The organism is Halioglobus sp. Uisw_031, assembly GCF_047729875.1.
In the GTDB taxonomy this organism is placed as follows: Bacteria; Pseudomonadota; Gammaproteobacteria; order Pseudomonadales; family Halieaceae; genus Marimicrobium.
This window is the reverse complement of record NZ_CP159826.1, coordinates 3,558,251-3,580,466: the sequence shown is the minus strand read 5'-3', so window position 1 is coordinate 3,580,466 and position 22,216 is coordinate 3,558,251. Positions and strand designations below refer to the sequence as shown.

Annotated in this window: 26 protein-coding genes; 17 read left to right on the top strand and 9 right to left on the bottom strand. The window is 53.4% G+C overall.

The features are described 5' to 3' along the window. Window positions 1-136: 136 nt before the first annotated feature. From lgt to ABXT62_RS16105, 10 genes are all read left to right on the top strand, one after another. The gene (lgt, locus tag ABXT62_RS16150; RefSeq protein ID WP_415356342.1) at window positions 137-958 is read left to right on the top strand and encodes a prolipoprotein diacylglyceryl transferase; all 822 of its coding nucleotides are present in this window, start codon (window positions 137-139) and stop codon (window positions 956-958) included. Then, a complete protein-coding gene (locus ABXT62_RS16145; RefSeq protein WP_415356341.1) occupies window positions 955-1,788 on the top strand; it encodes a thymidylate synthase in 834 nt (277 codons plus the stop codon). The genes lgt and ABXT62_RS16145 overlap by 4 nt, the downstream gene beginning before the upstream one ends. A 14-nt stretch (window positions 1,789-1,802) precedes the next feature. Then, on the top strand, window positions 1,803-2,321 hold the full coding sequence (locus tag ABXT62_RS16140; RefSeq protein ID WP_415358231.1) for a dihydrofolate reductase: 519 nt from the start codon (window positions 1,803-1,805) through the stop codon (window positions 2,319-2,321). 221 nt (window positions 2,322-2,542) lie between these two features. After that, window positions 2,543-3,331 (top strand): DUF3450 domain-containing protein, encoded by a 789-nt coding sequence (locus ABXT62_RS16135; RefSeq protein ID WP_415356339.1) that lies wholly within the window; start codon window positions 2,543-2,545, stop codon window positions 3,329-3,331. Then, the gene (locus ABXT62_RS16130; protein ID WP_415356338.1) at window positions 3,328-4,713 is read left to right on the top strand and encodes a MotA/TolQ/ExbB proton channel family protein; all 1,386 of its coding nucleotides are present in this window, start codon (window positions 3,328-3,330) and stop codon (window positions 4,711-4,713) included. Before ABXT62_RS16135 ends, ABXT62_RS16130 begins: the two co-directional genes overlap by 4 nt. A 1-nt stretch (window position 4,714) precedes the next feature. Then, entirely contained in the window at window positions 4,715-5,233 is a 519-nt protein-coding gene (locus ABXT62_RS16125) for a MotA/TolQ/ExbB proton channel family protein (protein ID WP_415356337.1), read from the top strand. A 13-nt stretch (window positions 5,234-5,246) separates the two neighbouring features. Beyond that, window positions 5,247-5,657: an ExbD/TolR family protein gene (locus ABXT62_RS16120; RefSeq protein WP_415356336.1), complete on the top strand. Its 411-nt coding sequence runs from the start codon at window positions 5,247-5,249 to the stop codon at window positions 5,655-5,657. Then, window positions 5,654-6,079 carry an ExbD/TolR family protein gene (locus tag ABXT62_RS16115; protein WP_415356335.1) on the top strand — a complete coding sequence of 142 codons (426 nt, stop codon included), beginning with the start codon at window positions 5,654-5,656 and terminating at the stop codon, window positions 6,077-6,079. The genes ABXT62_RS16120 and ABXT62_RS16115 overlap by 4 nt, the downstream gene beginning before the upstream one ends. Window positions 6,080-6,084: 5 nt before the next feature. Beyond that, on the top strand, window positions 6,085-6,687 hold the full coding sequence (locus ABXT62_RS16110) for an energy transducer TonB (protein ID WP_415356334.1): 603 nt from the start codon (window positions 6,085-6,087) through the stop codon (window positions 6,685-6,687). A 17-nt stretch (window positions 6,688-6,704) separates the two neighbouring features. Continuing rightward, on the top strand, window positions 6,705-8,138 hold the full coding sequence (locus tag ABXT62_RS16105) for a tetratricopeptide repeat protein (protein ID WP_415356333.1): 1,434 nt from the start codon (window positions 6,705-6,707) through the stop codon (window positions 8,136-8,138). An 88-nt stretch (window positions 8,139-8,226) separates the two neighbouring features. Here the strand turns inward: ABXT62_RS16105 and ABXT62_RS16100 are convergent, their stop codons facing one another. From ABXT62_RS16100 to ABXT62_RS16075, 6 genes are all read right to left on the bottom strand, one after another. After that, complete coding sequence (locus ABXT62_RS16100; protein ID WP_415356332.1) at window positions 8,227-8,433, bottom strand: cold-shock protein; 207 nt, start codon at window positions 8,431-8,433, stop codon at window positions 8,227-8,229. Window positions 8,434-8,679: 246 nt separating this feature from the next. After that, window positions 8,680-9,642 carry a glucokinase gene (glk, locus tag ABXT62_RS16095; protein ID WP_415356331.1) on the bottom strand — a complete coding sequence of 321 codons (963 nt, stop codon included), beginning with the start codon at window positions 9,640-9,642 and terminating at the stop codon, window positions 8,680-8,682. Between the two features lie 4 nt (window positions 9,643-9,646). Beyond that, window positions 9,647-11,095: a pyruvate kinase gene (gene pyk, locus ABXT62_RS16090; protein WP_415358230.1), complete on the bottom strand. Its 1,449-nt coding sequence runs from the start codon at window positions 11,093-11,095 to the stop codon at window positions 9,647-9,649. A gap of 155 nt (window positions 11,096-11,250) precedes the next feature. Then, a complete protein-coding gene (locus tag ABXT62_RS16085; protein WP_415356330.1) occupies window positions 11,251-11,643 on the bottom strand; it encodes an MmcQ/YjbR family DNA-binding protein in 393 nt (130 codons plus the stop codon). Then, a complete protein-coding gene (gene glpQ, locus ABXT62_RS16080; protein WP_415356329.1) occupies window positions 11,643-12,617 on the bottom strand; it encodes a glycerophosphodiester phosphodiesterase in 975 nt (324 codons plus the stop codon). Before glpQ ends, ABXT62_RS16085 begins: the two co-directional genes overlap by 1 nt. A 104-nt stretch (window positions 12,618-12,721) precedes the next feature. Beyond that, a complete protein-coding gene (locus ABXT62_RS16075; protein WP_415356328.1) occupies window positions 12,722-13,531 on the bottom strand; it encodes a substrate-binding periplasmic protein in 810 nt (269 codons plus the stop codon). A gap of 174 nt (window positions 13,532-13,705) precedes the next feature. Between ABXT62_RS16075 and ABXT62_RS16070 the strand changes: the two genes are divergently transcribed. Next, window positions 13,706-14,404, top strand: a complete 699-nt coding sequence (locus ABXT62_RS16070; RefSeq protein ID WP_415356327.1) for a VOC family protein — start codon at window positions 13,706-13,708, stop codon at window positions 14,402-14,404. Here the strand turns inward: ABXT62_RS16070 and ABXT62_RS16065 are convergent. Both ABXT62_RS16065 and ABXT62_RS16060 read right to left on the bottom strand, forming a co-directional pair. Continuing rightward, complete coding sequence (locus tag ABXT62_RS16065; RefSeq protein ID WP_415356326.1) at window positions 14,397-14,660, bottom strand: DUF3012 domain-containing protein; 264 nt, start codon at window positions 14,658-14,660, stop codon at window positions 14,397-14,399. The genes ABXT62_RS16070 and ABXT62_RS16065 overlap by 8 nt on opposite strands. Before the next feature lie 136 nt (window positions 14,661-14,796). Then, window positions 14,797-16,257: a coniferyl aldehyde dehydrogenase gene (locus tag ABXT62_RS16060; RefSeq protein ID WP_415356325.1), complete on the bottom strand. Its 1,461-nt coding sequence runs from the start codon at window positions 16,255-16,257 to the stop codon at window positions 14,797-14,799. A 170-nt stretch (window positions 16,258-16,427) separates the two neighbouring features. Here ABXT62_RS16060 and ABXT62_RS16055 point away from each other — a divergent pair, with 170 nt between their 5' ends. The 6 genes from ABXT62_RS16055 (at window position 16,428) to ABXT62_RS16030 (ending at window position 21,202) form a co-directional block, all read left to right on the top strand. Continuing rightward, window positions 16,428-16,775 carry a hypothetical protein gene (locus tag ABXT62_RS16055; RefSeq protein WP_415356324.1) on the top strand — a complete coding sequence of 116 codons (348 nt, stop codon included), beginning with the start codon at window positions 16,428-16,430 and terminating at the stop codon, window positions 16,773-16,775. A 30-nt stretch (window positions 16,776-16,805) separates the two neighbouring features. After that, window positions 16,806-17,204, top strand: a complete 399-nt coding sequence (locus ABXT62_RS16050; RefSeq protein WP_415356323.1) for a nuclear transport factor 2 family protein — start codon at window positions 16,806-16,808, stop codon at window positions 17,202-17,204. 165 nt (window positions 17,205-17,369) lie between these two features. Continuing rightward, complete coding sequence (locus tag ABXT62_RS16045; protein WP_415356322.1) at window positions 17,370-19,259, top strand: DEAD/DEAH box helicase; 1,890 nt, start codon at window positions 17,370-17,372, stop codon at window positions 19,257-19,259. A 56-nt stretch (window positions 19,260-19,315) separates the two neighbouring features. After that, a complete protein-coding gene (locus tag ABXT62_RS16040) occupies window positions 19,316-19,876 on the top strand; it encodes a UbiX family flavin prenyltransferase (protein ID WP_415356321.1) in 561 nt (186 codons plus the stop codon). Window positions 19,877-19,918: 42 nt separating this feature from the next. Then, a complete protein-coding gene (locus ABXT62_RS16035) occupies window positions 19,919-20,683 on the top strand; it encodes an SDR family oxidoreductase (protein ID WP_415356320.1) in 765 nt (254 codons plus the stop codon). A 93-nt stretch (window positions 20,684-20,776) separates the two neighbouring features. Further along, on the top strand, window positions 20,777-21,202 hold the full coding sequence (locus ABXT62_RS16030) for an HIT family protein (RefSeq protein ID WP_415356319.1): 426 nt from the start codon (window positions 20,777-20,779) through the stop codon (window positions 21,200-21,202). Between the two features lie 265 nt (window positions 21,203-21,467). On the opposite strand, the gene ABXT62_RS16025 is transcribed toward ABXT62_RS16030, so the two are convergent. After that, window positions 21,468-22,052, bottom strand: a complete 585-nt coding sequence (locus ABXT62_RS16025) for a hypothetical protein (RefSeq protein ID WP_415356318.1) — start codon at window positions 22,050-22,052, stop codon at window positions 21,468-21,470. Window positions 22,053-22,216: the final 164 nt, after the last annotated feature.

Below are 22,216 nucleotides of genomic sequence, written 5' to 3'. Positions count from 1 at the left end.
AAATTGTAACCATTAGTCGGGGCGAAATAATTGTGAATCCCTGCGCGCTGGATGATAATACGTTTTTTCGATCTTGATTACTCATGCGGGCGACGGTTGTCCGGCTTATTTCTTGGCTACTCATTGAAGTGAAACCATGCTGCCATATCCTGAACTAGACCCTGTTGCCCTTTCCCTGGGGCCATTAACGGTACATTGGTATGGCCTAACTTATCTGGCCGGATTGGCCTTTGCCTGGTGGCTGGCGGCACGGCGCAGCCGATTGCCCTGGACGGCGGTTCAGCGTGATCAGGTCGACGACCTCATTTTTTATGCCGCGCTGGGTGTCGTACTTGGCGGTCGGGTGGGTTACGCCCTCTTTTACGGGGGTGAAAAGCTGCTGCAAGACCCCACCTGGATACTACGCGTTTGGCAGGGTGGCATGTCGTTTCATGGCGGTTTATTAGGTGTACTGTTTGCCATGTACCTTTTTGCCCGTCGCCACAAAATAGGGTTTGGGTCACTGATGGACTTTGTCGCGCCGCTGACGCCAGTGGGTCTGGCGCTCGGACGTCTGGGAAACTTTATCGGTCAGGAACTGTGGGGGCGGCCCACTGACGCGCCCTGGGCAATGATTTTTCCGCGCGATCCGCTGCAACTCGCCCGACATCCCTCACAGCTGTATCAGTTTGCCCTAGAGGGGGTGCTATTGTTTGTCATCATGCTGTGGTTTTCGTCTCGTGAAAGGCCGACCTGGTCTGTTGCTGGAGTTTTTGCCCTAGGCTATGGCTGCCTGCGATTTATTGCAGAGTTTTTTCGGGAGCCAGACCGACACATTGGTTTCGAGGCGATGGGATGGATGACCCGTGGACAGCTACTGTCACTGCCCATGGTGGTGTTGGGGCTCTACCTGATTGCTATGGCTTATCGCAATGCGAACGGGGCGGCTCCGCAACGGAAGGCGAAAGGCGCTAAATGAAACAATATCTGGAGCTGCTGCAGGATGTTCTCGACCACGGTGTGTGCAAGGGAGATCGGACGGGCACCGGTACTTTGTCTGTCTTCGGACGCCAGTATCGTCACGATCTCGCCACCGGGTTTCCGCTACTGACAACCAAGAAACTGCACTTTAAGAGCATCGTTAACGAGCTTCTTTGGTTTCTCAGCGGGGATACGAATACCCGTTGGTTGAAGGAGAATGGCGTCTCTATCTGGAACGCGTGGGCCACCGAGGAGGGTGAGCTTGGGCCTATCTATGGTGCCCAATGGACCGCGTGGCCTACACGTGATGGCAGTACAATCAATCAAATCGACTATGTGATCGATTGCTTGCGCAATAATCCGGACAGTCGTCGCATTCTGTTTCACGCTTGGAATGTCGAATTCCTGCCCGATGAGCGCATGAGCCCGCAGGAGAATGTGAAGGCCGGTCGCATGGCGCTGCCGCCCTGCCATCTGCTGTATCAGTTTTATGTGGCAGAGGGACGGCTGTCTGCGCAGCTGATGATTCGCTCCAGCGACTCCTTTTTGGGCTTGCCTTATAACACTGCCAGCCTGGCGTTGCTTACCCTGATGTTGGCGCAGCAGTGTGATCTGGAGCCAGGAGAAATTATCATTTGTACCGGCGACTCCCATATCTACAATAATCATCTGGAGCAGGTGCAAAAGCAGTTGACCCGAGAGCCGCTTCCGCTTCCTTGCATCAATATTCTGCGTCGACCAGACAGCATCTATGATTATCGATTCGAAGATTTCGACTTACAGGACTACAACCCTCACGCTCACATCGCAGCACCGGTAGCGGTGTGATCAGGCTGTCCGTTATGGTGGCCGCTGCTGAAAACGGCGTTATTGGCAACAATAATGCTCTGCCCTGGTATCTCCCAGAAGACTTGCGCTATTTCAAGCGTGTCACCATGGGCAAGCCCATCATCATGGGCCGCAAGACCTTTGAGTCTATCGGCAGGCCGCTGCCGGGGCGCACTAATATTGTGATTACACGCAATATGAGGCTGCAGGTTGAGGGTGTGAAAGTGGTGTATTCCCTCGATGAGGCGCTGGAACTGGCCGCGAGTATCGCGTTGCTTGACGGTGCGCAGGAGGCCGTCGTGATTGGCGGCGCGCAGATCTATCAGGCCGCGATTCCTGCCGCCGACCGCCTTTACGTCACAGAGGTCCACGCGAACGTCGAGGGCGATGCTGTGTTGCCGCCTATTGACTGGGCTAGGTGGCGGGAGGTCAGTCGGGAGTATTGCGCTGCTGAGGCGCCCAACCCTTATGATTACAGCTTTTTGTGCTATGAATCCGTCGATGTTGATTCGCAGGCGCCGCCCCGCAAATAGTGTTACTTTGAAATAAAGTGGCCGTAAAAAGTGTAACTAAAATACACACTCGCATGGATTATAATGAATGCTGTAGGACATTGATTGAAAACACCCCCCGACTTGGTTTAAATTGCCTTTCTCGGTTTGTTGAGACTAATTTTCATCGGTATTGAAGATGAATTCGGTCTATCCTCGTTAGCTGTGAATCACTCTGTTGGATTATAGGAAGCACTATTCCCATGACTAAGCATCGATTGAAAGAAGTCTTAATCGCCACGCTGATTACCGCAGGCACCCTTGGCGGTTCTGTGGCAACGGTGCAAGCCACCACATTGGACTCCATCCTGGCGGTGGGCGAATCCAAAAACAACGCCGCGCGCAATTCGCAGGTGAAAATTGACCGGCTGGCCGATGAAACCCGTGATTTACTGTCTGACTATAAGACGGTGACTAAGCAGGTCGATGGCTTGAAGGTTTACAACGCTCGCCTGCAGCGCCAAATTGATAACCAAGTCGCGCGCATCGCCGGGATCGAGGCAGATATCGATAAGTCGACGGTCATTGCCCGGCAGATACCCCCGCTGGTCCCCCGTATGCTAGACGGGCTCGAGGCTTTTATAAAATTGGATGTACCGTTTGAAGAAAAAGAACGCTTAGCGCGCGTGCAGATGCTGCGCAGCAGTCTTGATCGCGATAACCTGGACACGGCAGAAATATTTCGTGCGGTACTCGAAGCGTACAATATCGAGCTTCAGTACGGCCGCACAATCAGTACTTATAAGGGGCCGATTGACACCGACGGCAGCGAGCGAGAAGTAGATTTTCTACAAGTGGGCCGCATCGCACTTGCCTATCGGTCATCGGATGGCGCCTTGAACGGCGCCTGGGACAATACCTCCAGGAGCTGGGTGACACTGCCTTCGAGCGACTACGACGCCGCCATTAAAAAGGGCATTGCAATTGTGAACAAGCAGGCAACAACTGATTTATTGAAAATGCCCATAGCAGCACCGGAGGCTAACCGATGAGCATTAAATGGGTAAAAGGTGCTGCCCTCGCACTCTGCGGCGCACTGGCAGTTTCAGGTGGATCCGCACTTGCGCAGCAGGCTAAATCTTTGGATGAGTTGTTGGGCTTTGTCAAGCAGGGCCAGACCACGGAGGCCAGGGAAAACCGACAGCGGGAACAGCGCTTTGCCAATGATAAAGCCGGCCAAGCTGCAGAATTGAAACGGGCGCAGGACGAGCGTGCTCGCCAAGAAGCGCTCTCTACTGAGCTGGAAAACGCCTTCGAAGAAAACGAGCTTCTGATCGCTGCCAAGGAAGAATTACTGACTGAGAAGCTCGGCACTCTGAAGGAGCTGTTTGGACATCTCACGTCGGCTGCCGGAGATCTGATAACCAACTTCGAGAATTATTCGCTGGCCTCGGCTCAGTATCCCGGCCGGGAAGTCTTTCTGCAAGAGCTTGTAGAAAGGATGAACAATTCTACGGGCCTACCCAGTATTGAGGAGATCGAGAGGGTGTGGTACGAGCTGTTGCGCGAAATCCGCGAGACCGGCGCGGTAACCACGTTCTCAGCGGATGTGTCTTCGCCCGGGGGGGAGAGTACTGAGCGCCAGGTGCTGCGCGTGGGCTCTTTCAATATCGTCGATATGGACGGCAACTATCTCAGCTTTCAGAACGGGAAGCTCAGTGAGCTAGCGCGCCAACCTAGTGGTCCCTACACCGGTTGGGCTGCCGCCTTGGCCTCTGCTTCGGGCGGACTGAACCCCTTCGGCGTGGACCCTACCGGCCCTACTGGCGGCTCTTATCTGGCGGCCATCATTGGTACGCCGACAATAGCAGAGCGCTGGCATCAGGGCGGTTACGTCGGCTATGCCATCACCGCGTTGGGTATTTTTGCCTTTCTGTTGGCCATCTACCGCTTCTCCGTATTGACCACCGTGGGCGGGAGGGTGAGTGCTCAGCTTAGGTCAGACAAGGCGAACACCAATAATCCTTTGGGTCGCGTGCTAAAGATACACGAGGACAATCCCAATATGGACACTGAGACCCTGGAGCTGAAGCTGTCCGAGGGTGTGCTAAAGGAAACGCCGGAGCTGGAGAGTGGTCTTACCCTTCTGAAGATTATCGCCGCTATTGCGCCGCTAATGGGGCTGCTGGGCACGGTGACGGGTATGATTCTGACCTTCCAGGCCATTACTATCTTTGGTGCGGGTGATCCCAAGGCTATGGCCGGGGGTATTTCTAGCGCCTTGATCACCACCGTGCTGGGCCTTTTGGTAGCGATTCCGACCGTACTGATGTTCACCATCGTGAACGGTCGCGCCCAACGGATCATTCACATCCTGGACGAGCAGACCACGGGTATGATTGCGGAGCACACTGAAGCTAAACTGAGGTCTTGATATGGACGGTTTAGCTCAGGTGCTGCTCGCTTTCATGGAACAGGGTGGCGAGGTCCTTTGGCTGATTGCTGCCCTGCTGTTCGTGATGTGGACCCTGATTTTCGAGCGCGTGTGGTACCTGAAGTTTGCTTGGAAGCAAGATGCCACCAAAGTCATTGCCAAGTGGGAGGGCCGCGCGGAGAGAAAGTCCTGGGAAGCCAAGCAGATCCGCAGCATGCTGCTCTCTCAGTCCAGCATGCAGATTAATCAGTTTATGCCCATGATTAAGGCGATGGTGGCGTTGTGCCCGTTGCTGGGACTGCTGGGAACAGTGTGGGGCATGATAGAAGTGTTCAATGTCATGGCGGTAACCGGCGGTGGTGACGCCAAGTCCATGGCCGAAGGTGTCCAGAAGGCCACAATCCCCACGATGGCAGGGATGGTAGCGGCTTTGTCCGGCGTGTTCGCCAATACCTATGTCACCCGGATTGCCCAGCGTGAGGGCAAGCTCTTGTGGGACAACCTGACAACGGATCACTGATAGAGCTACACTGATGCGCAAAACAAACCGAAACGCAGATGCCGATGAGGCCGAGATCGACCTGACACCCATGCTGGACGTGGTGTTTATTATGCTGATCTTTTTTATCGTAGTGGCGTCTTTCCTACGGGAGATCGGTGTTGATATAAACCGGCCCGATACCAATATTGATCCCCCTGAGTCTGATGCTACCAGTATCGTTGTTACCATAAGGGGCAATGACCAGATCTGGATGGATGATCGGATTGTCGATATTAAGGCTGTTAGGTCGAGCGTAGCACAGCGGTTGGCCTCGGATCCGGAACAGGGCTTTTCGATTATAACGGAGGCTGGCGCGTCTTCTAAAACGCTTATCTCTGTTGCAGATGGCGCCCGCGAGGCGGGCGTAAAGCAGGTAAATTGGCCGGCGGAGAGCACGCAGTGAGCAGGCGCAGAACCAGGGGCCCTTTAGCACCGCAGGATGGAGGTGGTGAAGGTGACATTGACTTGACGCCGATGCTCGACGTCGTGTTTATCATGCTCATCTTTTTTATCGTGACGTCGACTTTTGTGAAGGAACCTGGCCCCGAAATCGTGAGAATCGAGGCGGCTACTGCTGATCGTTGTCTGCGAGGCACCATTATATTTGCGGTAGACGCCTTAGGTAAGATTCACTACGACAAGAAGGAGATACCGCTGGCTCGCGTCGCGAGTGCCGCAGAGGCTGCCAAGATAGAAGCCCCTAAGGCGAATTTTGTGATACAGGTTGACGCGGAGGCGAGTACGCTTGCGACCAGCGAGTTGTTGGATAAGATCAAGGACTTGCTAGACCCGACCGTGTGCATCTCCACTGACGAGAAGGGGTAGGCGAGATGGAGAGTAGTCTATTTAGAACGGCTATTTCGATACTGCTGGCGATCGTCGTGGTTGTGGCGCTGTTCTTGATCATGCGCACGCTTATCGATGGTAATTTCGTCAACCCTGAGGTAGATGACCGCATGGTTGCCGAGCTAGTGCGGCTTCCCGACGACATTGAGTTGCAGAATTCCACGCCGAAACCGGACAAGGCGGAAGATCCGGAAGAGCCTCCGCCGGACATGGAGATGGAGCAACTCGACGTTAACATGGACGTCGACATCGAGAATGTCGCACCGCGGGCCAATATCAACATCTCCATCGGTACCGGCACCATGGCCCAGGGTGATGGCGAATATTTGCCTATTGTGAAAGTGGCGCCTATTTATCCCAGAAGGGCACAGACTCGCGGTATCAGTGGTTATTGTATTGTTGAGTACACCGTCACCACTTCTGGCGCTATTCGCGATCCACGGGCAGTAGACTGTCAGCCCAGTGGCGTCTTTGACAAGGCTTCTGTTAAGGCCTCTTTGAAGTTCAAGTATAAGCCTCGTGTGGTCGATGGCGAGCCTATCGAAGTGGCAGGCGTGCGAAACAAGTTCACTTATGAGTTGGAATAGTAAACGGTTAATGCGTTATGACGTTGTTTAAAGCCACTACCTGGACACGCGCTGCGCTTTTTGCGGTCCCTCTGTTTGCCGCTCAAGTCGCCGTGACGCAGCTGCAAACTGATGTCGGCCTATCGCCGTTTTCCAGTGCGTTCGCGGCGGAAAAGAAAGAGAAGTCGCAAGAGGCGACACGTCGCACCCCGGCCCTGCGCAACAGTGTTTATGAGAAGCTTTCGGAGGCGCAAGTTGCCGCGGAGGCCAAAGACCTTGCCACCGCTAAGCAAATCCTTGATGAGATGATCGCAACGGACGGCAAGAAGTCGTTGAACAGTTATGAGCTGGCGAACGTCTATAACCTGTATGCCTTTATCCAGTATTCCCGGGAAGATTATGCCGGGGCGTTGCGATCTTATGAGCAGGTCGTGGCTCAGCCGGACATCCCGCTGGCGATGGAAATCAACACACGATTTACCATTGCCCAGCTGTACTTTGTGCAGGAGCAGTGGCAAAAAGGCATCAATGCTCTCATTAAATGGTTTGAAATGACCGATACACCCAACGCCAATGCCTATGTGTTGTTGGCTCAGGGGTACTATCAGGTCAAAGACTATGACGAGTCCCTGATGAATGTGCAGAAAGCAATCAGCATGAGTGAGGAGGCGGGAAAGGTCCCCAGAGAGCAGTGGTACAACCTGGCCCGCTACCTGTATTTTGAAAAGAATGACACCAATAGTACGGTCGTTGTGCTGGAGCAGTTACTGAAGCACTACCCCAAGAAGGAGTACTGGGTTCAGATTTCCCATCTGTATGGCGAGCAGAAGAAAGAGTCTCAGCAGCTGGCTGCGATGGAAACGGCGTATGTGCAAAATATGCTGGATAAGGGTAATGAACAGATAACAATGGCCTATCTTTACTTGAACGCCGATGTGCCTTACAAAGCGGCCAAGGTAATGGACAAGGGACTTAAAAATGAATCGATCGAAGGCACATCCAAAAACTGGGAGCTAACCGGCAATGCCTGGCGTCAATCGCAAGAGCTCGACAAGGCAATTCCTGCCATGGAGAAGGCTGCAGCTAAGTCGTCTAAGGGAGAGCTTTATGTCCGCCTCGGCAATGTCTATTTGGATAATGATCAATTCAAACAATCGATAACCGCGATTAATAAGGGTTTGTCCCGCGGCGGTGTGAAGCGGCCGGATACTGCACGCCTGGTGCTTGGCATGGCATATTTCAACAATGAGCAATATGAAAAGGCGCGCGAGGCCTTTATAGCGGCAGGCCGCGATGAGCGCTCAGTTGCCTACGCTGATCAGTGGATCGGCTACATGGACTCTGAACTGGCGCGGCAAAAATCGCTGCAAGATGAGGATGAAGCAATGCAAGAAGAAGAGGCAGCACTGCAGGCAGAACTCATGCAGGAAGAGCCTGAGTCGAAAGAAGGCGCAGTGCCAGGCGAAGGATAAAAACTCCCTAGGCTTTAGGCGAGGCCAATGCGTGGATAGATAAAAAAGGAGCCCTAGGGCTCCTTTTTTACTCCGCAACCTTTCGGCTTTAGATAGGGACTACATTTTCGGCCTGAGGGCCTTTCTGGCCATCCGTAACGTCGAATTCAACCTTTTGGCCATCAGCCAAAGTTTTGAAACCATCGCCTTGAATAGCGCTGAAATGAACAAACACATCGGGACCATCTTCACGCTCGATAAAGCCAAACCCTTTGGTTTCGTTAAACCACTTCACCGTACCATTTGTCTTAGACATAATATTTACCTGTATAGCGAGCAGCACCACCATGCCTAGGTGCCTTTCTATTTATTTTTATTTATGATTTACGTACCGATGACCATGCTGGAACTTCGACCGTGAGCATAAACCCCGCTGAATTTAGTCAGCAAAAATAAGTGTAGCACCATAATTGACGATTAACAGGGCCGTTTTACAACTATTTTCAGCCAATAACACCCCGTAATGGCCCAAATTCCCCGCACTGTGGCCTTCAATCAAGGGCTATAAGGGTGCGTGTGCGGCACCGAGCAGGCCGGTAACGGCACTGGTAATGGAGTAAAGCGGCACATCTGCTAGATGATCACGCATCTTACCTTTGTTCTGGAAACGCTGCACAAAGGTGCTGTTTTGTAAAAACGGGATCATGTCAGGCAGAACCCCTCCCGCGAGATAAAGCCCGCCATAGGCGCCGTTGGCAAGCACATAGTCACCACTGATTGAGCCCAGTAGAGCACAAAAAGTGTTGAGAGTGAGTGTACACAACTCACATTGTCCGGTGAGCGCGCGGGCAGATATCGCTTCTGGAGCCAATAATGGGAGGTTCTTGCCTTGAATGTCGGCGAGTGATTGGTAGAGGCGCTGCAGGCCTGGCCCTGATAATAGCAGCTCAGCGTAAATTTCTCCGTACTGTCGCAGTAGGTAGCGAAAAAGCTCCAGTTCGACGTCGGTGGCGGCAGTCAACCCCATATATCCCGGCTCGCTTGCGCCCGCAATGGGCGCTCCCCCAATGAGGGTCAGTGTCGCTCCGCCCAGCCCGGTGCCGGCGCCGATCGTCGCCAGCTTGCCGCTCGCGCTTCGTTTCCCGCAATGCAGGGTTGTCAGGTCGTGGTCCGCTAGGTGGGGCAGTGCATGGGCGTTAGCTTCAAAATCGTTGATACAGCGCAATGCGGAGAACTCGAAGTGCTCCGCCATCTCGCGGCAGGAGAATGACCAGTCGATATTGAGCATGGTGACCTGGTCGCCAAAGGGTGGCGCCGCTACGGCCAAGCAACACGCCGTTGGCCGCGGCTCACGCAAGGCGTTTAACCATGCACCGATAATGTCCTCGGGTTGGGCGTAGTCTCGATTGATATAGTGGCTCAGCGAGCGTAATTCGTTTGCCAATGGGTCGAACAGTGCGAGGCGAGTGTTGGTGCCACCCATATCCGCTACGAGCCGGTTGGCGTTGGATTTTGTCAATGGCATAGGCTTAATACACGGGTAGGATCTGCATGATACTGGTGGAACCCGCGGTTCCTATGACGGCCCCTTTCGTGAGGATAATGGAGTCGCCTTTTTGCAAATAGCCACCATCCAGTAAAAACTCAATAGCGCGGCCATCCACAGTATCCTGTTCGAAAGCGGCAGCATCGAAAAACAGCGGCACGACACCGCGACACAGAGAGAGCTTCTGCAGTGTTTCGCTGCGTTGACTGAGCGCGAAAATGGGCAAGCCCGAGCTTAGACGTGACATGAGCAGTGGGGTGGCGCCAGATTCGGTAAGGCAGGCAATGCCACGCACGTTACTGTAGCGGTTGGCGGCGTATATCGCTGACAGGGCGATGGCGCTCTGAGCACTGGAAAATTCGGCGTCATGACGGGATTTGGATCTTCTGGCGACCGGATGACGCTCGGCACCCAGCGCAGCATCTGCCATCGCCTCGACAACTTCGACCGGATAATCACCAACAGCAGTCTCTGCCGACAACATGACGGCGTCCGTGCCGTCGAGTACGGCGTTGGCAACGTCAAATACCTCGGCACGTGTCGGCATAGAGCTGCTGATCATCGATTCCATCATCTGGGTAGCGGTGATGACGACCCGATCCATGGTGCGTGCGAGGGAGATGAGTTCCTTTTGTATGCCGATCAACTGAGCATCACCAACTTCGACACCCAGATCTCCGCGGGCCACCATCACCCCGTCTGAGGCTATCACGATACTGTTGAGCAGGCCGGCGTCGGCAACCACCTCTGCGCGTTCTATCTTGGCAATGATGGCGGGTTTTAGGTGATGCTGTAGCAATCGTTCTCTGGTTTGGAAGATGTCTTCAGCCGTGGAAACAAACGACACGGCGACGAAATCCGGGCTGATTGCGCTCAGGCTGTCGATGTCTGTGAGGTCCTTTGCGGTCAGGGCTGGCGCTGCCAGTCCCCCCCCGAGACGGTTGATTCCTTTGCGTGAACCGAGTTTGCCACCAATAAGAACACTACATTCGACCGCTCTAGCCTCGACGTTGTCTACTCGCAAGCGGATGCGCCCGTCATCCAGCAGTAGAATGTCGCCTCGCACGACACTGGAACACAGCGGCTCATACTCCAGCCCCACGCCGCGAATATCGCCCTCACTGGCACCAAGGTCGAGGTCGAGATGAAAGCGGTCGCCGGCGGCAAGCTCAATAAAGTCGTTGCGGAAGCTTCGGATACGAATTTTTGGACCCTGTAAATCCGCCATGATACCGACGTATTGGCCGGCGATACTGGCCTGCTTGCGAATTCGGCTCGCCACAAGAGTATGTTGCTCTGTGGTGCCGTGGCTAAAATTGAGGCGAAATACATTGACGCCAGCTCTGATGAGCTTGGCGATGGTGTCGTCCGAATCACTGGCGGGTCCGACGGTGGCGACGATCTTAGTGCGTCTGATGACCTTTGGGTTCACGTTGGTTTCCGTTGTTGGCGCTTCAACCCAAATACCTCGCGGCTGAAAAGCAGGCTCTGTATTGTGCGGTAAAAAGACAGCCACGATAATGCCCTGTTAGACGTCGGCACGCTAGTACCTGATGCATTCTGGCAGCGGTTTGTGAGCGCGCACCGTTAAGCTTCGGCGTTTGCATAGAGCGCAACCCGACCATGGCGAACCTCTAGCGCATACCGCTCTGCCTTGCGCAGCCCCTGTACTACAAGGGCGTATGAATTATCGACCATGCGTTCAATCTCGCCCTTGGGAATACTGCTATCGAATACCACTGTATTCCAGTGTCGTTTGTTCATGTGGTAGCCGGGCTTTACTGCCGGAAAAATGTCACGCAGGATCAATGCCTCATGCGGGTCGCATTTTAGGTTCATACTGACAACCCCATCCTTTTCCGCCAGGGTGGCAAACATCTTTGACTGGATTTTCATAACGGCCACCGGGAGGCGAAAAGGAAAGTCTTCTTGCGCTTCCGGTTTGCTGAGCAGGTAATGCCTGATTTCATGAAAAGTCATCAAATGATCCTACCTGTCCGCAGAAAATCGACCACAATATCGGGGAAATCAGTGAACAGGCCATCGACACCTGCTTGGTCGATGAGGATATCCAGCAACTCGGTGAAACTATTAATGCCTTTAGGCAGCTCATCGCGGCGTAATGTGTAGGGATGCACCAGAAGCCCACGTGCATGCGCCAGTTCCACTAATTCACTGAGGTGGACGTCGCCCGATGCCGTTTTACCGAGGTAAATGTGGGGTATAAAGGGGCCGATCCCCTGAGCATAACTGGCCACGTAAGATAGCCCCTTCGGCGTCCGGAGGTAGTCATAGTCCACCTCGCTATCTTCGCCCCAGCTATTCTCGCCAATAAGCTGGATCATCGGCAGGGGTGCCTTTAGGTCGTGGCGTAATTGGCGCAGCGTTTGGTCATCGAAGCACTGTAGAAAAACCTGTTCAGGGCGATTCCAATACTCCGTCTCATCCAGCACTTGAAGGATAGCGGCCGACAGGTCCAGCCCTTCGCGCCGGTGCCAGTTGGGTGACTTGAGTTCGATATACAGGCCGGTGCTTTGCCCGCGGCTGCGGTCAAGCCCCGCGAGCATAGCGATTTCCTCGGCGAGGGTGGGAACCTGAAACAAAGCAGGCTGCGTCGGGAACCGTTCGGTAAATACGGCCAGCCCGTTGCGCTCGATATCGAGGTGGGTCCGTTCGTGTACCCGCAACTGCCTGATCTCTTGCAGGTCAAAATCGATGGCATAAAAGCGCCCATCGGTTCGGGCGCGATCGGGAAAGCACTGCGCTACATCCGTGGTGCAATCGAGATGGATGTCGTGCAGCACGATGGCGGTCCCATCCCTGCTTAGCACCACATCCTGCTCGATAAAGCCGGCTCCCATAGCATGCGCCATGGCTTTTGCCGCCAGTGTGTGCTCAGGGAGGTATCCGCTGGCTCCGCGATGCGCGATAACGATTGGGCTGGATGTCTTCATAATGGATCTACAATACGATGGCGCGTGCTGAATATCTACGCGCAACAAAAAGGACGGAATAGATTATCTGCACCTTTGCTGGTAACCGCGGCAACAAGATGTTCTCAGGGAAGGGACGCTATCCAGGTATTGTCTTCAAACCATTTTTGTCGCAGCTGGGTCAGCACGCCCGTTTTTTCATAGGCGCGCAGGTAGTTGTCAACCAGATTGAAAAACTGCGCGTCATCTTTACTGACCGCAATACCAATAGGCTCGACGGTCAATGGCTTGCTCAAGGTGGTTAGGCCTGCGTCGGGATAGCGCAGCGTGGCCAAGACGCACTGTGTCATATCTGCGACCATGGCATCTGCTTGGCCGGCGATCAACATTGCCACACCCTTGTCGTAACTCGGCACTTCGATGAGGGTCGCCTCTGGTGCATTGGATGTTACGAAAGAGTCCTGTGTTGAGTTGCTCACAGCGAGTAGTTTGAGGCCTTTGCGGTTGAATTCCTCGACTGAGGATGCCTTGCCTAGGGCAGTGCTTCCGGTCAGTATAGATATGCCGGACATCATGTAAGGGCCGACAAAAGAGACCTGTTCAGTGCGTTCCGGTGTTATCGACAGGTTTGACAGTATCATATCAATTTTGTCTTTCTCCAGTGCCTCCATCAGCTCACCAAAAGGCATTACTTCGATTTCTAGCGTTACCTTCATCGCGATCGCTAGAGCCTTGGCAAGATCTACGTCAAAACCCATCATGCCGCCATCGCGACTGATCATCGTCATGGGCGGCTGATTGCCTGACATGCCAACCCTCAGTACCTTAAAGTCAATTACGCGCTGCAGCGTGTCACCCGCCGTAGCATAGGTAGGGATTGCCAGCCCGAGCGCCACAAGGCCTGACAGGATGAGTCTTGCTATTGTTTTAGACATTAAAGATTTCCCTTGTAGCTTCAAATAGGTAGCGGCAAGTTGGGTGGCCGCTGGCGGACTCGCTTAATTGCCGGCCAGAAAATAAACCCGCGGCACAAGTGTAATTCTGATCAACACATTAAGCCAAAATCTTTTATGATAGATCGCATAGATAGGGTGTTCAAAGGACAGGCAATGGCCGTAACGTTTGATAGGATCGTCATTGCTGTGCCGGAACTGGGTGCGGCAGCCGAGCAGTACCAGCAGCTATTTGCGACACCACCTTTCATGGCTGAATCACCACAAGGACAACCGACAGCCAGGTGGGGCTTGCCTAATACGGTGATAGAAATGGTGCAAGGCACTGTGGGTCAGCCTTGTGTTCAGGGTATGGTGTTGAGATTGCCCGAGGCCGGCCCCCTAGACCAAGCGATGCCAAACGCTATGGGACTCGATGTTCGTATTTGTGGGGGCCATTCAACGGCCAATTTTCGTCAGTTGCGTGCCGAGGCACAATACGCGGGATTATCGGTTGATCATGTGGTTTTGCGCACCAACGATGCCCAGGCCTGCATTAAATTATTTTCCGATGAGCTGGGCGTTCGCCTGGCTCTGGATAAAACGGTGCCTGAATGGGGCGGCCGTATGCTGTTTTTCCGCACGGGTAAACTAACGCTGGAAGTGATCGAATCTGATAAGGGCGGCGTCAGCGACAACGCCTTTTGGGGCCTAGCCTATCAATGCGCTGATCTCGCGACTGTCATCCGCGATGCTGGCGCGCGTGGCGTAGCCGTCTCAAGTGTCCGGGAAGGAAGAAAACCCGGAACCCTTGTGGCGACGCTTAAGAGCCATGGCCTTGGGATACCCACACTGCTGATCCAGCCTGCTACATAAGACAGTTCTTGGCGTAATTTTCGGCTTCGTTTATGGTCCATTCGCCCTTGGCTTTTGCCGACAAATCCGCGCACCAATTTTTAGAACCCACGGCCGAGCCATCGAACAAGCAGTTTTGGGCATAAGTGGCCGCGTCCGACCCCGACCATTCACTCTTCGCTTGCTCCTTTTTGCTGGAGCACCATTTCGCGGTGCCGGGTTCGACACTGCACGCACTCAGTAAAAAAATACTGCCGATAAGAAGAGTTCGTAGCATAAAATGACTTCCTGTTTTGGTGTTCATGGTTGGGCAACGTATTCGCAACCCGGCGGAGGATAGTCCGTTCGACCGAGCCATGAAAGAATCTTGGTTAGCCTTCTCATGGTCCGCTTGAACGCTGTAAGAAATAAAGCTACTTTTTTAGCTGCATTTTGATCGTACTCTCTGTGGCCTTGCCATACGGCGGCAGCATGCCGCCCAGTTTGGCGATATTGATGCTGGCCTGACGGTAGATGGACTTGGCGTGACTGAACGTCTGGAAGCCTTTGAGTCCATGGTAGGCCCCCATCCCGCTGGGGCCGACACCACCAAACGGCAGGTCCTCCTGTGCGACCTGCATAACGACATCATTGATGCAGACTCCTCCGGAGGTGGTGCGACTGATCAAGGCAGTTTCTTCTTGCTTGTCATCACCGAAGTAATACGCAGCGAGTGGGCGAGGCTTGCTATTGATGTAGCTGATAGTTTCTTCGAAATTGTTATAGGTGCGAATAGGGAGCAGCGGGCCGAACAATTCCTCCTCCATCATTTTTAGGTCATCCGCAGGTTCGGGGATCAGTGTGGGTGGTATTTTCAGCGTGCCCTGCTGCGTACTAAAATCCTCTTTGGCGGGATTGATAGGAATAATTTTTTGGCCGCGTTCGCTTGCTTCGGCGAGATAGCCATTGAGACGCTGAAAATGACGCTCGTTGATCACAGAGGTGTATTGCGGGTTGTCCAGGATTCTGGGATACATCTGGGCGACCGCTTTTTGCGCGGCGGCGATAACTTCATGCAATTTCTCTTCGGGAACCAAAAGGTAGTCTGGCGCGAGGCAAATCTGTCCTGCATTGAGTGTCTTGCCGGTCATGATACGCCCTAGGCTTTTCTCAATATCAGCGCTGCGGGAAATCACCACAGGCGATTTCCCGCCTAGCTCCAATGTCACGGGTACCAAATTACGCGCTGCAGCAGTGAGGATATGGCGGGCGATCGAAGTGGCCCCGGTAAAGATCATGTGGTCAAAAGGCAGGTTAGAAAATGCTTGGCCGACTTCCGGGCCGCCATCGAATATGGCGACCTCCGTGGGGTCGTAGGCCTCGGCGATCATTTCTGCCATCAGCGCGGAAGTGGCAGGGGTAAACTCCGATGGCTTGATCATGGCCCGGTTACCTGCCGCAAGGACGCCGGCAAGAGGCGCGAACACCATATTGACCGGGAAATTCCATGGCGCAATAATACCGACTACGCCCAAGGGCTGGTATTCGATGCGAGAGCGGCCGCCGACAAGGTTAAAGGGAAACATGGTGGGACGTTTTTCCGGTTTCATCCAAGAGCGTAGATGCTTGATGGCGTGCTTCATGGGCGCTATCCCTGCCCCGACGTCAGTTAGTAGGGTCACCTCGCGGGGGCGGCAGGTGAAATCGGTATTCAGAGCATCTGTGATTTTTTCGTTGTACTTGATTAAAACATCGACGCCGCGCTGCAGCCGGTCAATGCGTATCTCTGCCGAGACAATACCTTCCTTGAGGTAGGCATCGCGCTGCATTTGAAGGGTGCTATTCATTTTCTGTTCAGAGTCACCTAGGGTGGGTAATTGCTGCTCTGCATTCATGGTGTGTTTCTCGCTATGTGATTGCGGCGCACTTGGGGGTTCGATACTAGCGCGCAAGTATAGACCTCTGATGTACGAAAATTAACCAGAAAAGTCACTTATTTGGCACTTACAGGGACTGAAGCTTGCTCGGGCTTGGCATTCTGGTGATGAAATGGTAAAAATTGCCGATGAGCACTGATACCTCGCACCAAGATACCCGCACTCCGTCGCCACCCTATGGCTATTCTCGGCTGTGCACGCATTCACGAGAGCAGCAGCTCCATATTGTGGCTGAGTTTCACTCGCACAAGATTAGGCCCAGTCGAATTGCCTACCGTGTAGGTATTGATATTGCGTTTATTGAGGAGCTGATTGCCGGCGAGATAGAGCCAGAGCGTTTTCCTCAACTGGTCAAGTACTATCGCACCGGTCGATACAGGCAGCGCCTGCGCGAATCGAGCCACAGCAAGGGTGTTGCGCGCTATGAGCTACAACAACAAATCGAGCGAGAGTTTGTACAGGAAACAGATATTTAGCTGCCGGAGATCTAGCAAGGGGTGAATGGAATGAATACCGTAGAGTTGTGGCATGAGATATCGCGCGGTCGTGAGATGGATCGTCTGGAAGAGGTGCTGGCAGAGAATTGTGTATTTATGTCACCTGTTGTGCACACACCCCAAAAGGGACGGGAGCTAACTCGAGCGTATCTAACCGCCGCTTTCGGCGTGTTCAATGACAGTTTTCGCTATGTAAAAGAAGTGGTGACACCACAACATGCGGTACTGGAGTTTGTCTGTGATCTGGATGGCATTGTTATTAACGGGGTTGATATCATGACCTTTGATGACGCGGGAAAAATTGTCGAGTTTAAGGTTATGGTGCGCCCTCTCAAGGCGGTTAACCTGTTACATACGAAGATGAAGGCGATGCTGGAGCATAGTCAGGGCAATAAGACAGGTTTTTAGGTATTTGCTGTCCGAGGAAAGCGTTTACGGCTGAAGAGCCGGGCTCTTGTCCTCTTGGAGCACTACGTAGACTAGCCAGGAGCTAAAGCGACACCCGCCGCATTTCCCTGTATACTCTGCGGCCGCTTCTATAGTGGGTCTCTTACCCCCTTCAAGGTACTCATCATGTCCTCTTCAGATGCGGTAACCAGTTTTTCAGAACTGGAATTGCCCGCTCCCCTGCAACAAGCCCTGGTTGATGTCGGATACGAAACACCGTCGCCGATTCAGGCTCGAATCATTCCACTTATGCTCGAGAGTGTTGATGTGCTGGGCCAGGCCCAGACGGGGACTGGTAAAACAGCAGCATTTGCGCTGCCTATTCTTGCTTTGCTGGACCTCACGTTAAAATTGCCACAGGTATTGGTGTTGGCGCCAACTCGAGAGTTGGCTATACAGGTCGCCGAAGCGTTTCAGAAATATGCACGGCATATGCCGGGGTTCCACGTGCTGCCCATCTATGGCGGTTCTGATTACACCGGCCAGTTGCGTCAGTTGAAGCGCGGAGTGCATGTTGTTGTCGGCACACCCGGACGGGTAATGGATCATATGCGCCGTGGCTCACTAAACTTGTCCGCGTTGAAAACGCTGGTGCTCGATGAAGCCGACGAAATGCTACGTATGGGGTTTATCGACGATGTGCAGTGGATCTTAGAGCAGACGCCGCAGGAGCGGCAGATTGCTCTGTTCTCCGCCACGATGCCTGATGCCATCCGTCGTATTGCAAAACGTCATCTGCGTGATCCGCGAGAAGTCGCGATCAAGGTCAAGGCCGTTACCACGAATTTAATTCGCCAGCGGGTCTGGATGATGGCGGGCATGCATAAGCTCGATGCGCTGACCCGCATTCTGGAGGTGGAAGATTTTGACGGGATGCTGATCTTTGTGCGCACCCGAATACTGACTGCTGAGCTGGCAGACAAACTGTCGGCGCGTGGTTACTCCGTGGCAGCTTTGAATGGGGATATCCCGCAAAAGCAACGTGAGCAGACCGTAGAGAATCTTAAGAACGGCAAACTCGATATTGTTGTCGCTACTGATGTGGCAGCGCGCGGGCTGGATGTGCAGCGCATCAGTCACGTCATCAATTACGATATTCCTTCGGATGTAGAATCTTATATCCATCGTATCGGGCGGACAGGTCGAGCTGGCCGCAAGGGCGATGCTATTTTATTTGCAGCTAGTCGTGAGCGCCGGTTGCTGGGTGCAATAGAGAAAGCCACCGGCAACACCTTAGATAAAATGGAACTACCGACAGTCGAGGAAGTGACGGACAAGCGGGTAGGAAAGTTCAAGCAGCGCATCACGGAAACACTGGATACAGAAGACCTCGAGATATTCAGGAAACTCGTGCAGGATTACCAGCACGAATATGGCGTGCCGGTGGTGGAGATCGCGGCAGCACTGGGCATGCTGGCGCAGGGCAAAAAGCCATTACAGGATAAGGTCAAAGCAGCGCCGAAGCATGATAAAAAGAGTGCTGCTAGCGAGCCCGGGCGCAGCGCCAGTGGCAAGTCTAGGCGGGATAAAGACAAGGACAATGACCGAAAGCCCGCTGACACCAAGCGGGCGAAAGAGGCGATAGCGAACCCTGAACGCAAGACTCAGGCCGAAAAAGACAGATTAGACAGTGGCATGGAGCGATTCCGTATTGAAGTGGGCAATACGCATGGCGTAAAACCCGGCAATATCGTTGGCGCAATTGCCAACGAGGCGGAGATCGACAGTGAGCATATTGGTCGCATCGAAATTTTTGCTGATTACAGCACTGTAGATCTGCCTGAAGGTATGCCAAAAGAACTCATGAAGCATTTGAAAACAGTGTGGATCAGCGGTCAGCGGTTGCAAATATCTAGACTCAACTCACCTGAAAAATTGTCGCCTGGCGCTGCGGGGAAACGAAAACCTGCAAGTGGCAAAAGTCGAGCGTCGCGTCCGCAAGTACGATTGGAAGGCGAAGAAAAACCTGACAGTGGTTCTCGGACACCACCTCGTGATCGACGACCGGCGAAATAAATTTTTGTCCTGAGACTCCTGGAGTCGACATAACGCAAGAGAGTGGAGGTAGCTTCATGTCCAAGCCTATTATTGTGGGCATCAGCGGTGCATCCGGGATTGTATACGGCTTGCGAGCCCTGCAGTTGTTACGCGATTGTTCGATACAGACCCATTTAGTGATTAGTAAGTCTGCAAAACTCACCCTGCATTATGAGTTGGACCTGTCTCTTGCGGAGCTTGAAGCTCTGGCCAGCGAGGTGCACCCTGTCAACCAGATCGGTGCATCCATCGCCAGTGGGTCATTTCCCACTGCCGGAATGCTGATTGCTCCGTGCTCGGTGCGCACTATGTCTGAAATCGCTACCGGTGTTACCTCAAGCCTTCTTACTCGTGCTGCGGATGTTGTATTGAAGGAGCGTCGTAGGCTTGTATTGATGGTCCGTGAGACACCACTGCACACAGGTCATTTGCGCACCATGACCCAATTGTCGGAGATGGGTGCGGTCATAGCACCCCCGGTCCCGGCGCTCTACACGCGGCCGCAGACCCTGGATGAGGTGGTCACCCAGACTGTCGGTCGTGCGCTTGACCTTTTTGACCTCGATCTTGATCAGGTAAAGCGTTGGCAAGGCTAAAATTCATGGTTGACTGAGAATAAAGGCAGAGGAAGTAATGACATGGCGACACAACTTTTTGATTTGACCGGCAAGGTTGCCCTAGTGAGCGGCGCCAGCCGCGGCATTGGCGAGGAAATCGCTAAGCTGCTGGCTGAGCAGGGCGCCCATGTGATTGTTTCAAGTCGCAAGATCGACGACTGTACTGCAGTGGCTGACGAGATTTGCAAGGCGGGTGGGAGCGCGGAGGCCTTTGCCTGCAATGTGGGCACGATGGATCAGATTGCGGAGCTCTTCGCGCACATACGCAAGGCACATGGCAAACTGCACATCTGTGTGAACAATGCCGCCACCAATCCGTATTTCGGGCATGTGTTGGACACCGATCTCGGTGCCTACAACAAAACGGTTGAAGTGAATATTCGCGGCTACTTTTTCATGTCGATAGAAGCCGGCAAGCTCATGCGGGAGTACGGTGGCGGCGCCATTGTTAACACCGCATCGATCAGTGCACTGCAGCCCGGACCTATGCAGGGAATCTATTCCATCACCAAGGCGGCGGTAGTCAACATGACAAAAGTCTTTGCCAAAGAGTGTGCTCCCTTTGGTATTCGCTGTAATGCGCTGTTGCCAGGTCTTACCAAGACCAAGTTTGCAGGCGCGTTATTTAGCAACGAGGATATTTATCAAATGGCGGTGCAGGCTATTCCCATGGGGCGCCACGCGGAGCCCAGTGAAATGGCTGGCACGGTACTCTACCTCGTGTCCGATGCCAGTAGCTATACCACCGGCGAATGCATTACTGTGGATGGCGGCATAACAATCTAGTAGAGGTTATTGCAATGAACTCTAGCGTTGGCTGAGCGCTAAAATTTCTCACTTGGCAGCCTTATCAATACATCAGTATAAGAGACTATCGTTATGACTCAGCCTAATATCCCCAATCAATTGCTGGCAGATTGTCACCACCTTGGTTGGCTTCGCGCATCAGCCGTTCTGCTTAACCGCAACGCCGCCGTTCCCTGGTTTATCTTGGTTCCACAGACACCGATGCATGACGTCCTAGATCTGCCCGATGACCAGCGTGAGGCCCTATTGGCAGAATGTGCAGCGGTCTCGCGGTTCATTAAGCAGCAGCTGGGATTTGACAAAGTGAATTTTGCCGGACTGGGCAACGTGGTTTCGACCATGCACCTGCATATTATTGGGCGACACTCAAAGGACGCCTGCTGGCCACAACCGGTGTGGGGCAACCTCCCTCAAGGCGATCCGTACGCACTCGAACAGTTACGCGAATGGCAGCTCAACCTGGTAAAAACAGTGGGTCTTACGGCAGCGACACTCTAGTTTTATGGGTGTTGGAGATACACGCACATAGACTTAAAAAAGCCGTGATCACCCGGCCGTTACCGCACCAGCACTTAAAAGAGTCCGGTTTTGATAGGCGCGTAATCAGTTGGGCGCCCTCAGGACGCGAAGTGTCGGGAGTGGACAATGTGTCCCTCGAAGAGTTGCTGGTTAATACCGCTGGGGACATCGTGAACGAGCGAGTGCTCGCCCATGCCGCATTGTGTTAACCCGGAAGTTTACCCCCTTGCCGGCGTGGGATGCATTAGGAGCGAGGTGCCTGCGGTAATGATTTCAGTGCCCGTTTCAGGTATTGCGTAAGGTTGTCGTTGATACGCGATGTGTCAACGCTGTTGGCATCCTCTACTATTTTCGTCAGAGTGACATGCCAGATTTCTTGATTGCTTGTCTTGTCGTTGAACTGGAGAATAATATTGTTCGTCTCTTTTACGCCGCCTAAGGCGATAGCGTTGTCCACGCTGGCCTGATCGATCTGACGGTTGGGTGTGACGCGTGGATAGGGTGAAATATTGCTTGCCAAGTCGCTGGTCGCCCCTTGGACCATGCCATTCATAAGAATATAGCCCACGGTAAACTGGGCCCGCTCTGGATTCAGCACATAGCCTTTGCTCTGGAGATCTGCATTAACGTCGCGCCGCATCACCGGATCAATGGCGTACGCTGGGTCAGAGGACCTAACGTCACTTGGTAGGGCATCTGTGCGCCATTGGTAGTAGAGATAATTGCCGGCGATGAAACGGTTAGTATCGGCCGGTTGTATCTCGACCCCACTGCACCCTAGAACGGTGAGTGACAATATTGCGTAGGCAAGGATATTAGTAATCCGCATGGTATTCCTCTAGATGAAGTCGCAGTTGGGTATAAAAAGGTTTCCCCGGCGTGGCCGAGTGCCGGGTTGCGCGCTCATGGTAGCAGGCCGCATGAGTGTCGGCCATAGAGTTGACACTTTGTGATTTTGGCAGGTGATTCGTTCACAGTAGTTTGTTAAGCTCT

What these genes read in the sequence shown, in the direction of transcription:
- ABXT62_RS16120 (WP_415356336.1), top strand. Translation starts at nt 5,247, where the DNA reads ATGCGCAAAACAAACCGAAACGCAGATGCCGATGAGGCCGAGATCGAC.
- ABXT62_RS16140 (WP_415358231.1), top strand. Translation starts at nt 1,803, where the DNA reads ATGGTGGCCGCTGCTGAAAACGGCGTTATTGGCAACAATAATGCTCTG.
- ABXT62_RS16070 (WP_415356327.1), top strand. Translation starts at nt 13,706, where the DNA reads ATGGCCGTAACGTTTGATAGGATCGTCATTGCTGTGCCGGAACTGGGT.
- ABXT62_RS16110 (WP_415356334.1), top strand. Translation starts at nt 6,085, where the DNA reads ATGGAGAGTAGTCTATTTAGAACGGCTATTTCGATACTGCTGGCGATC.
- glpQ (WP_415356329.1), bottom strand. Translation starts at nt 12,617, where the DNA reads ATGAAGACATCCAGCCCAATCGTTATCGCGCATCGCGGAGCCAGCGGA.
- ABXT62_RS16135 (WP_415356339.1), top strand. Translation starts at nt 2,543, where the DNA reads ATGACTAAGCATCGATTGAAAGAAGTCTTAATCGCCACGCTGATTACC.
- ABXT62_RS16060 (WP_415356325.1), bottom strand. Translation starts at nt 16,257, where the DNA reads ATGAATGCAGAGCAGCAATTACCCACCCTAGGTGACTCTGAACAGAAA.
- ABXT62_RS16045 (WP_415356322.1), top strand. Translation starts at nt 17,370, where the DNA reads ATGTCCTCTTCAGATGCGGTAACCAGTTTTTCAGAACTGGAATTGCCC.
- ABXT62_RS16130 (WP_415356338.1), top strand. Translation starts at nt 3,328, where the DNA reads ATGAGCATTAAATGGGTAAAAGGTGCTGCCCTCGCACTCTGCGGCGCA.
- ABXT62_RS16025 (WP_415356318.1), bottom strand. Translation starts at nt 22,052, where the DNA reads ATGCGGATTACTAATATCCTTGCCTACGCAATATTGTCACTCACCGTT.
- ABXT62_RS16055 (WP_415356324.1), top strand. Translation starts at nt 16,428, where the DNA reads ATGAGCACTGATACCTCGCACCAAGATACCCGCACTCCGTCGCCACCC.
- ABXT62_RS16100 (WP_415356332.1), bottom strand. Translation starts at nt 8,433, where the DNA reads ATGTCTAAGACAAATGGTACGGTGAAGTGGTTTAACGAAACCAAAGGG.
- lgt (WP_415356342.1), top strand. Translation starts at nt 137, where the DNA reads ATGCTGCCATATCCTGAACTAGACCCTGTTGCCCTTTCCCTGGGGCCA.
- ABXT62_RS16035 (WP_415356320.1), top strand. Translation starts at nt 19,919, where the DNA reads ATGGCGACACAACTTTTTGATTTGACCGGCAAGGTTGCCCTAGTGAGC.
- ABXT62_RS16105 (WP_415356333.1), top strand. Translation starts at nt 6,705, where the DNA reads ATGACGTTGTTTAAAGCCACTACCTGGACACGCGCTGCGCTTTTTGCG.
- ABXT62_RS16125 (WP_415356337.1), top strand. Translation starts at nt 4,715, where the DNA reads ATGGACGGTTTAGCTCAGGTGCTGCTCGCTTTCATGGAACAGGGTGGC.
- ABXT62_RS16065 (WP_415356326.1), bottom strand. Translation starts at nt 14,660, where the DNA reads ATGCTACGAACTCTTCTTATCGGCAGTATTTTTTTACTGAGTGCGTGC.
- ABXT62_RS16030 (WP_415356319.1), top strand. Translation starts at nt 20,777, where the DNA reads ATGACTCAGCCTAATATCCCCAATCAATTGCTGGCAGATTGTCACCAC.
- ABXT62_RS16145 (WP_415356341.1), top strand. Translation starts at nt 955, where the DNA reads ATGAAACAATATCTGGAGCTGCTGCAGGATGTTCTCGACCACGGTGTG.
- glk (WP_415356331.1), bottom strand. Translation starts at nt 9,642, where the DNA reads ATGCCATTGACAAAATCCAACGCCAACCGGCTCGTAGCGGATATGGGT.
- ABXT62_RS16075 (WP_415356328.1), bottom strand. Translation starts at nt 13,531, where the DNA reads ATGTCTAAAACAATAGCAAGACTCATCCTGTCAGGCCTTGTGGCGCTC.
- ABXT62_RS16085 (WP_415356330.1), bottom strand. Translation starts at nt 11,643, where the DNA reads ATGACTTTTCATGAAATCAGGCATTACCTGCTCAGCAAACCGGAAGCG.
- ABXT62_RS16050 (WP_415356323.1), top strand. Translation starts at nt 16,806, where the DNA reads ATGAATACCGTAGAGTTGTGGCATGAGATATCGCGCGGTCGTGAGATG.
- ABXT62_RS16040 (WP_415356321.1), top strand. Translation starts at nt 19,316, where the DNA reads ATGTCCAAGCCTATTATTGTGGGCATCAGCGGTGCATCCGGGATTGTA.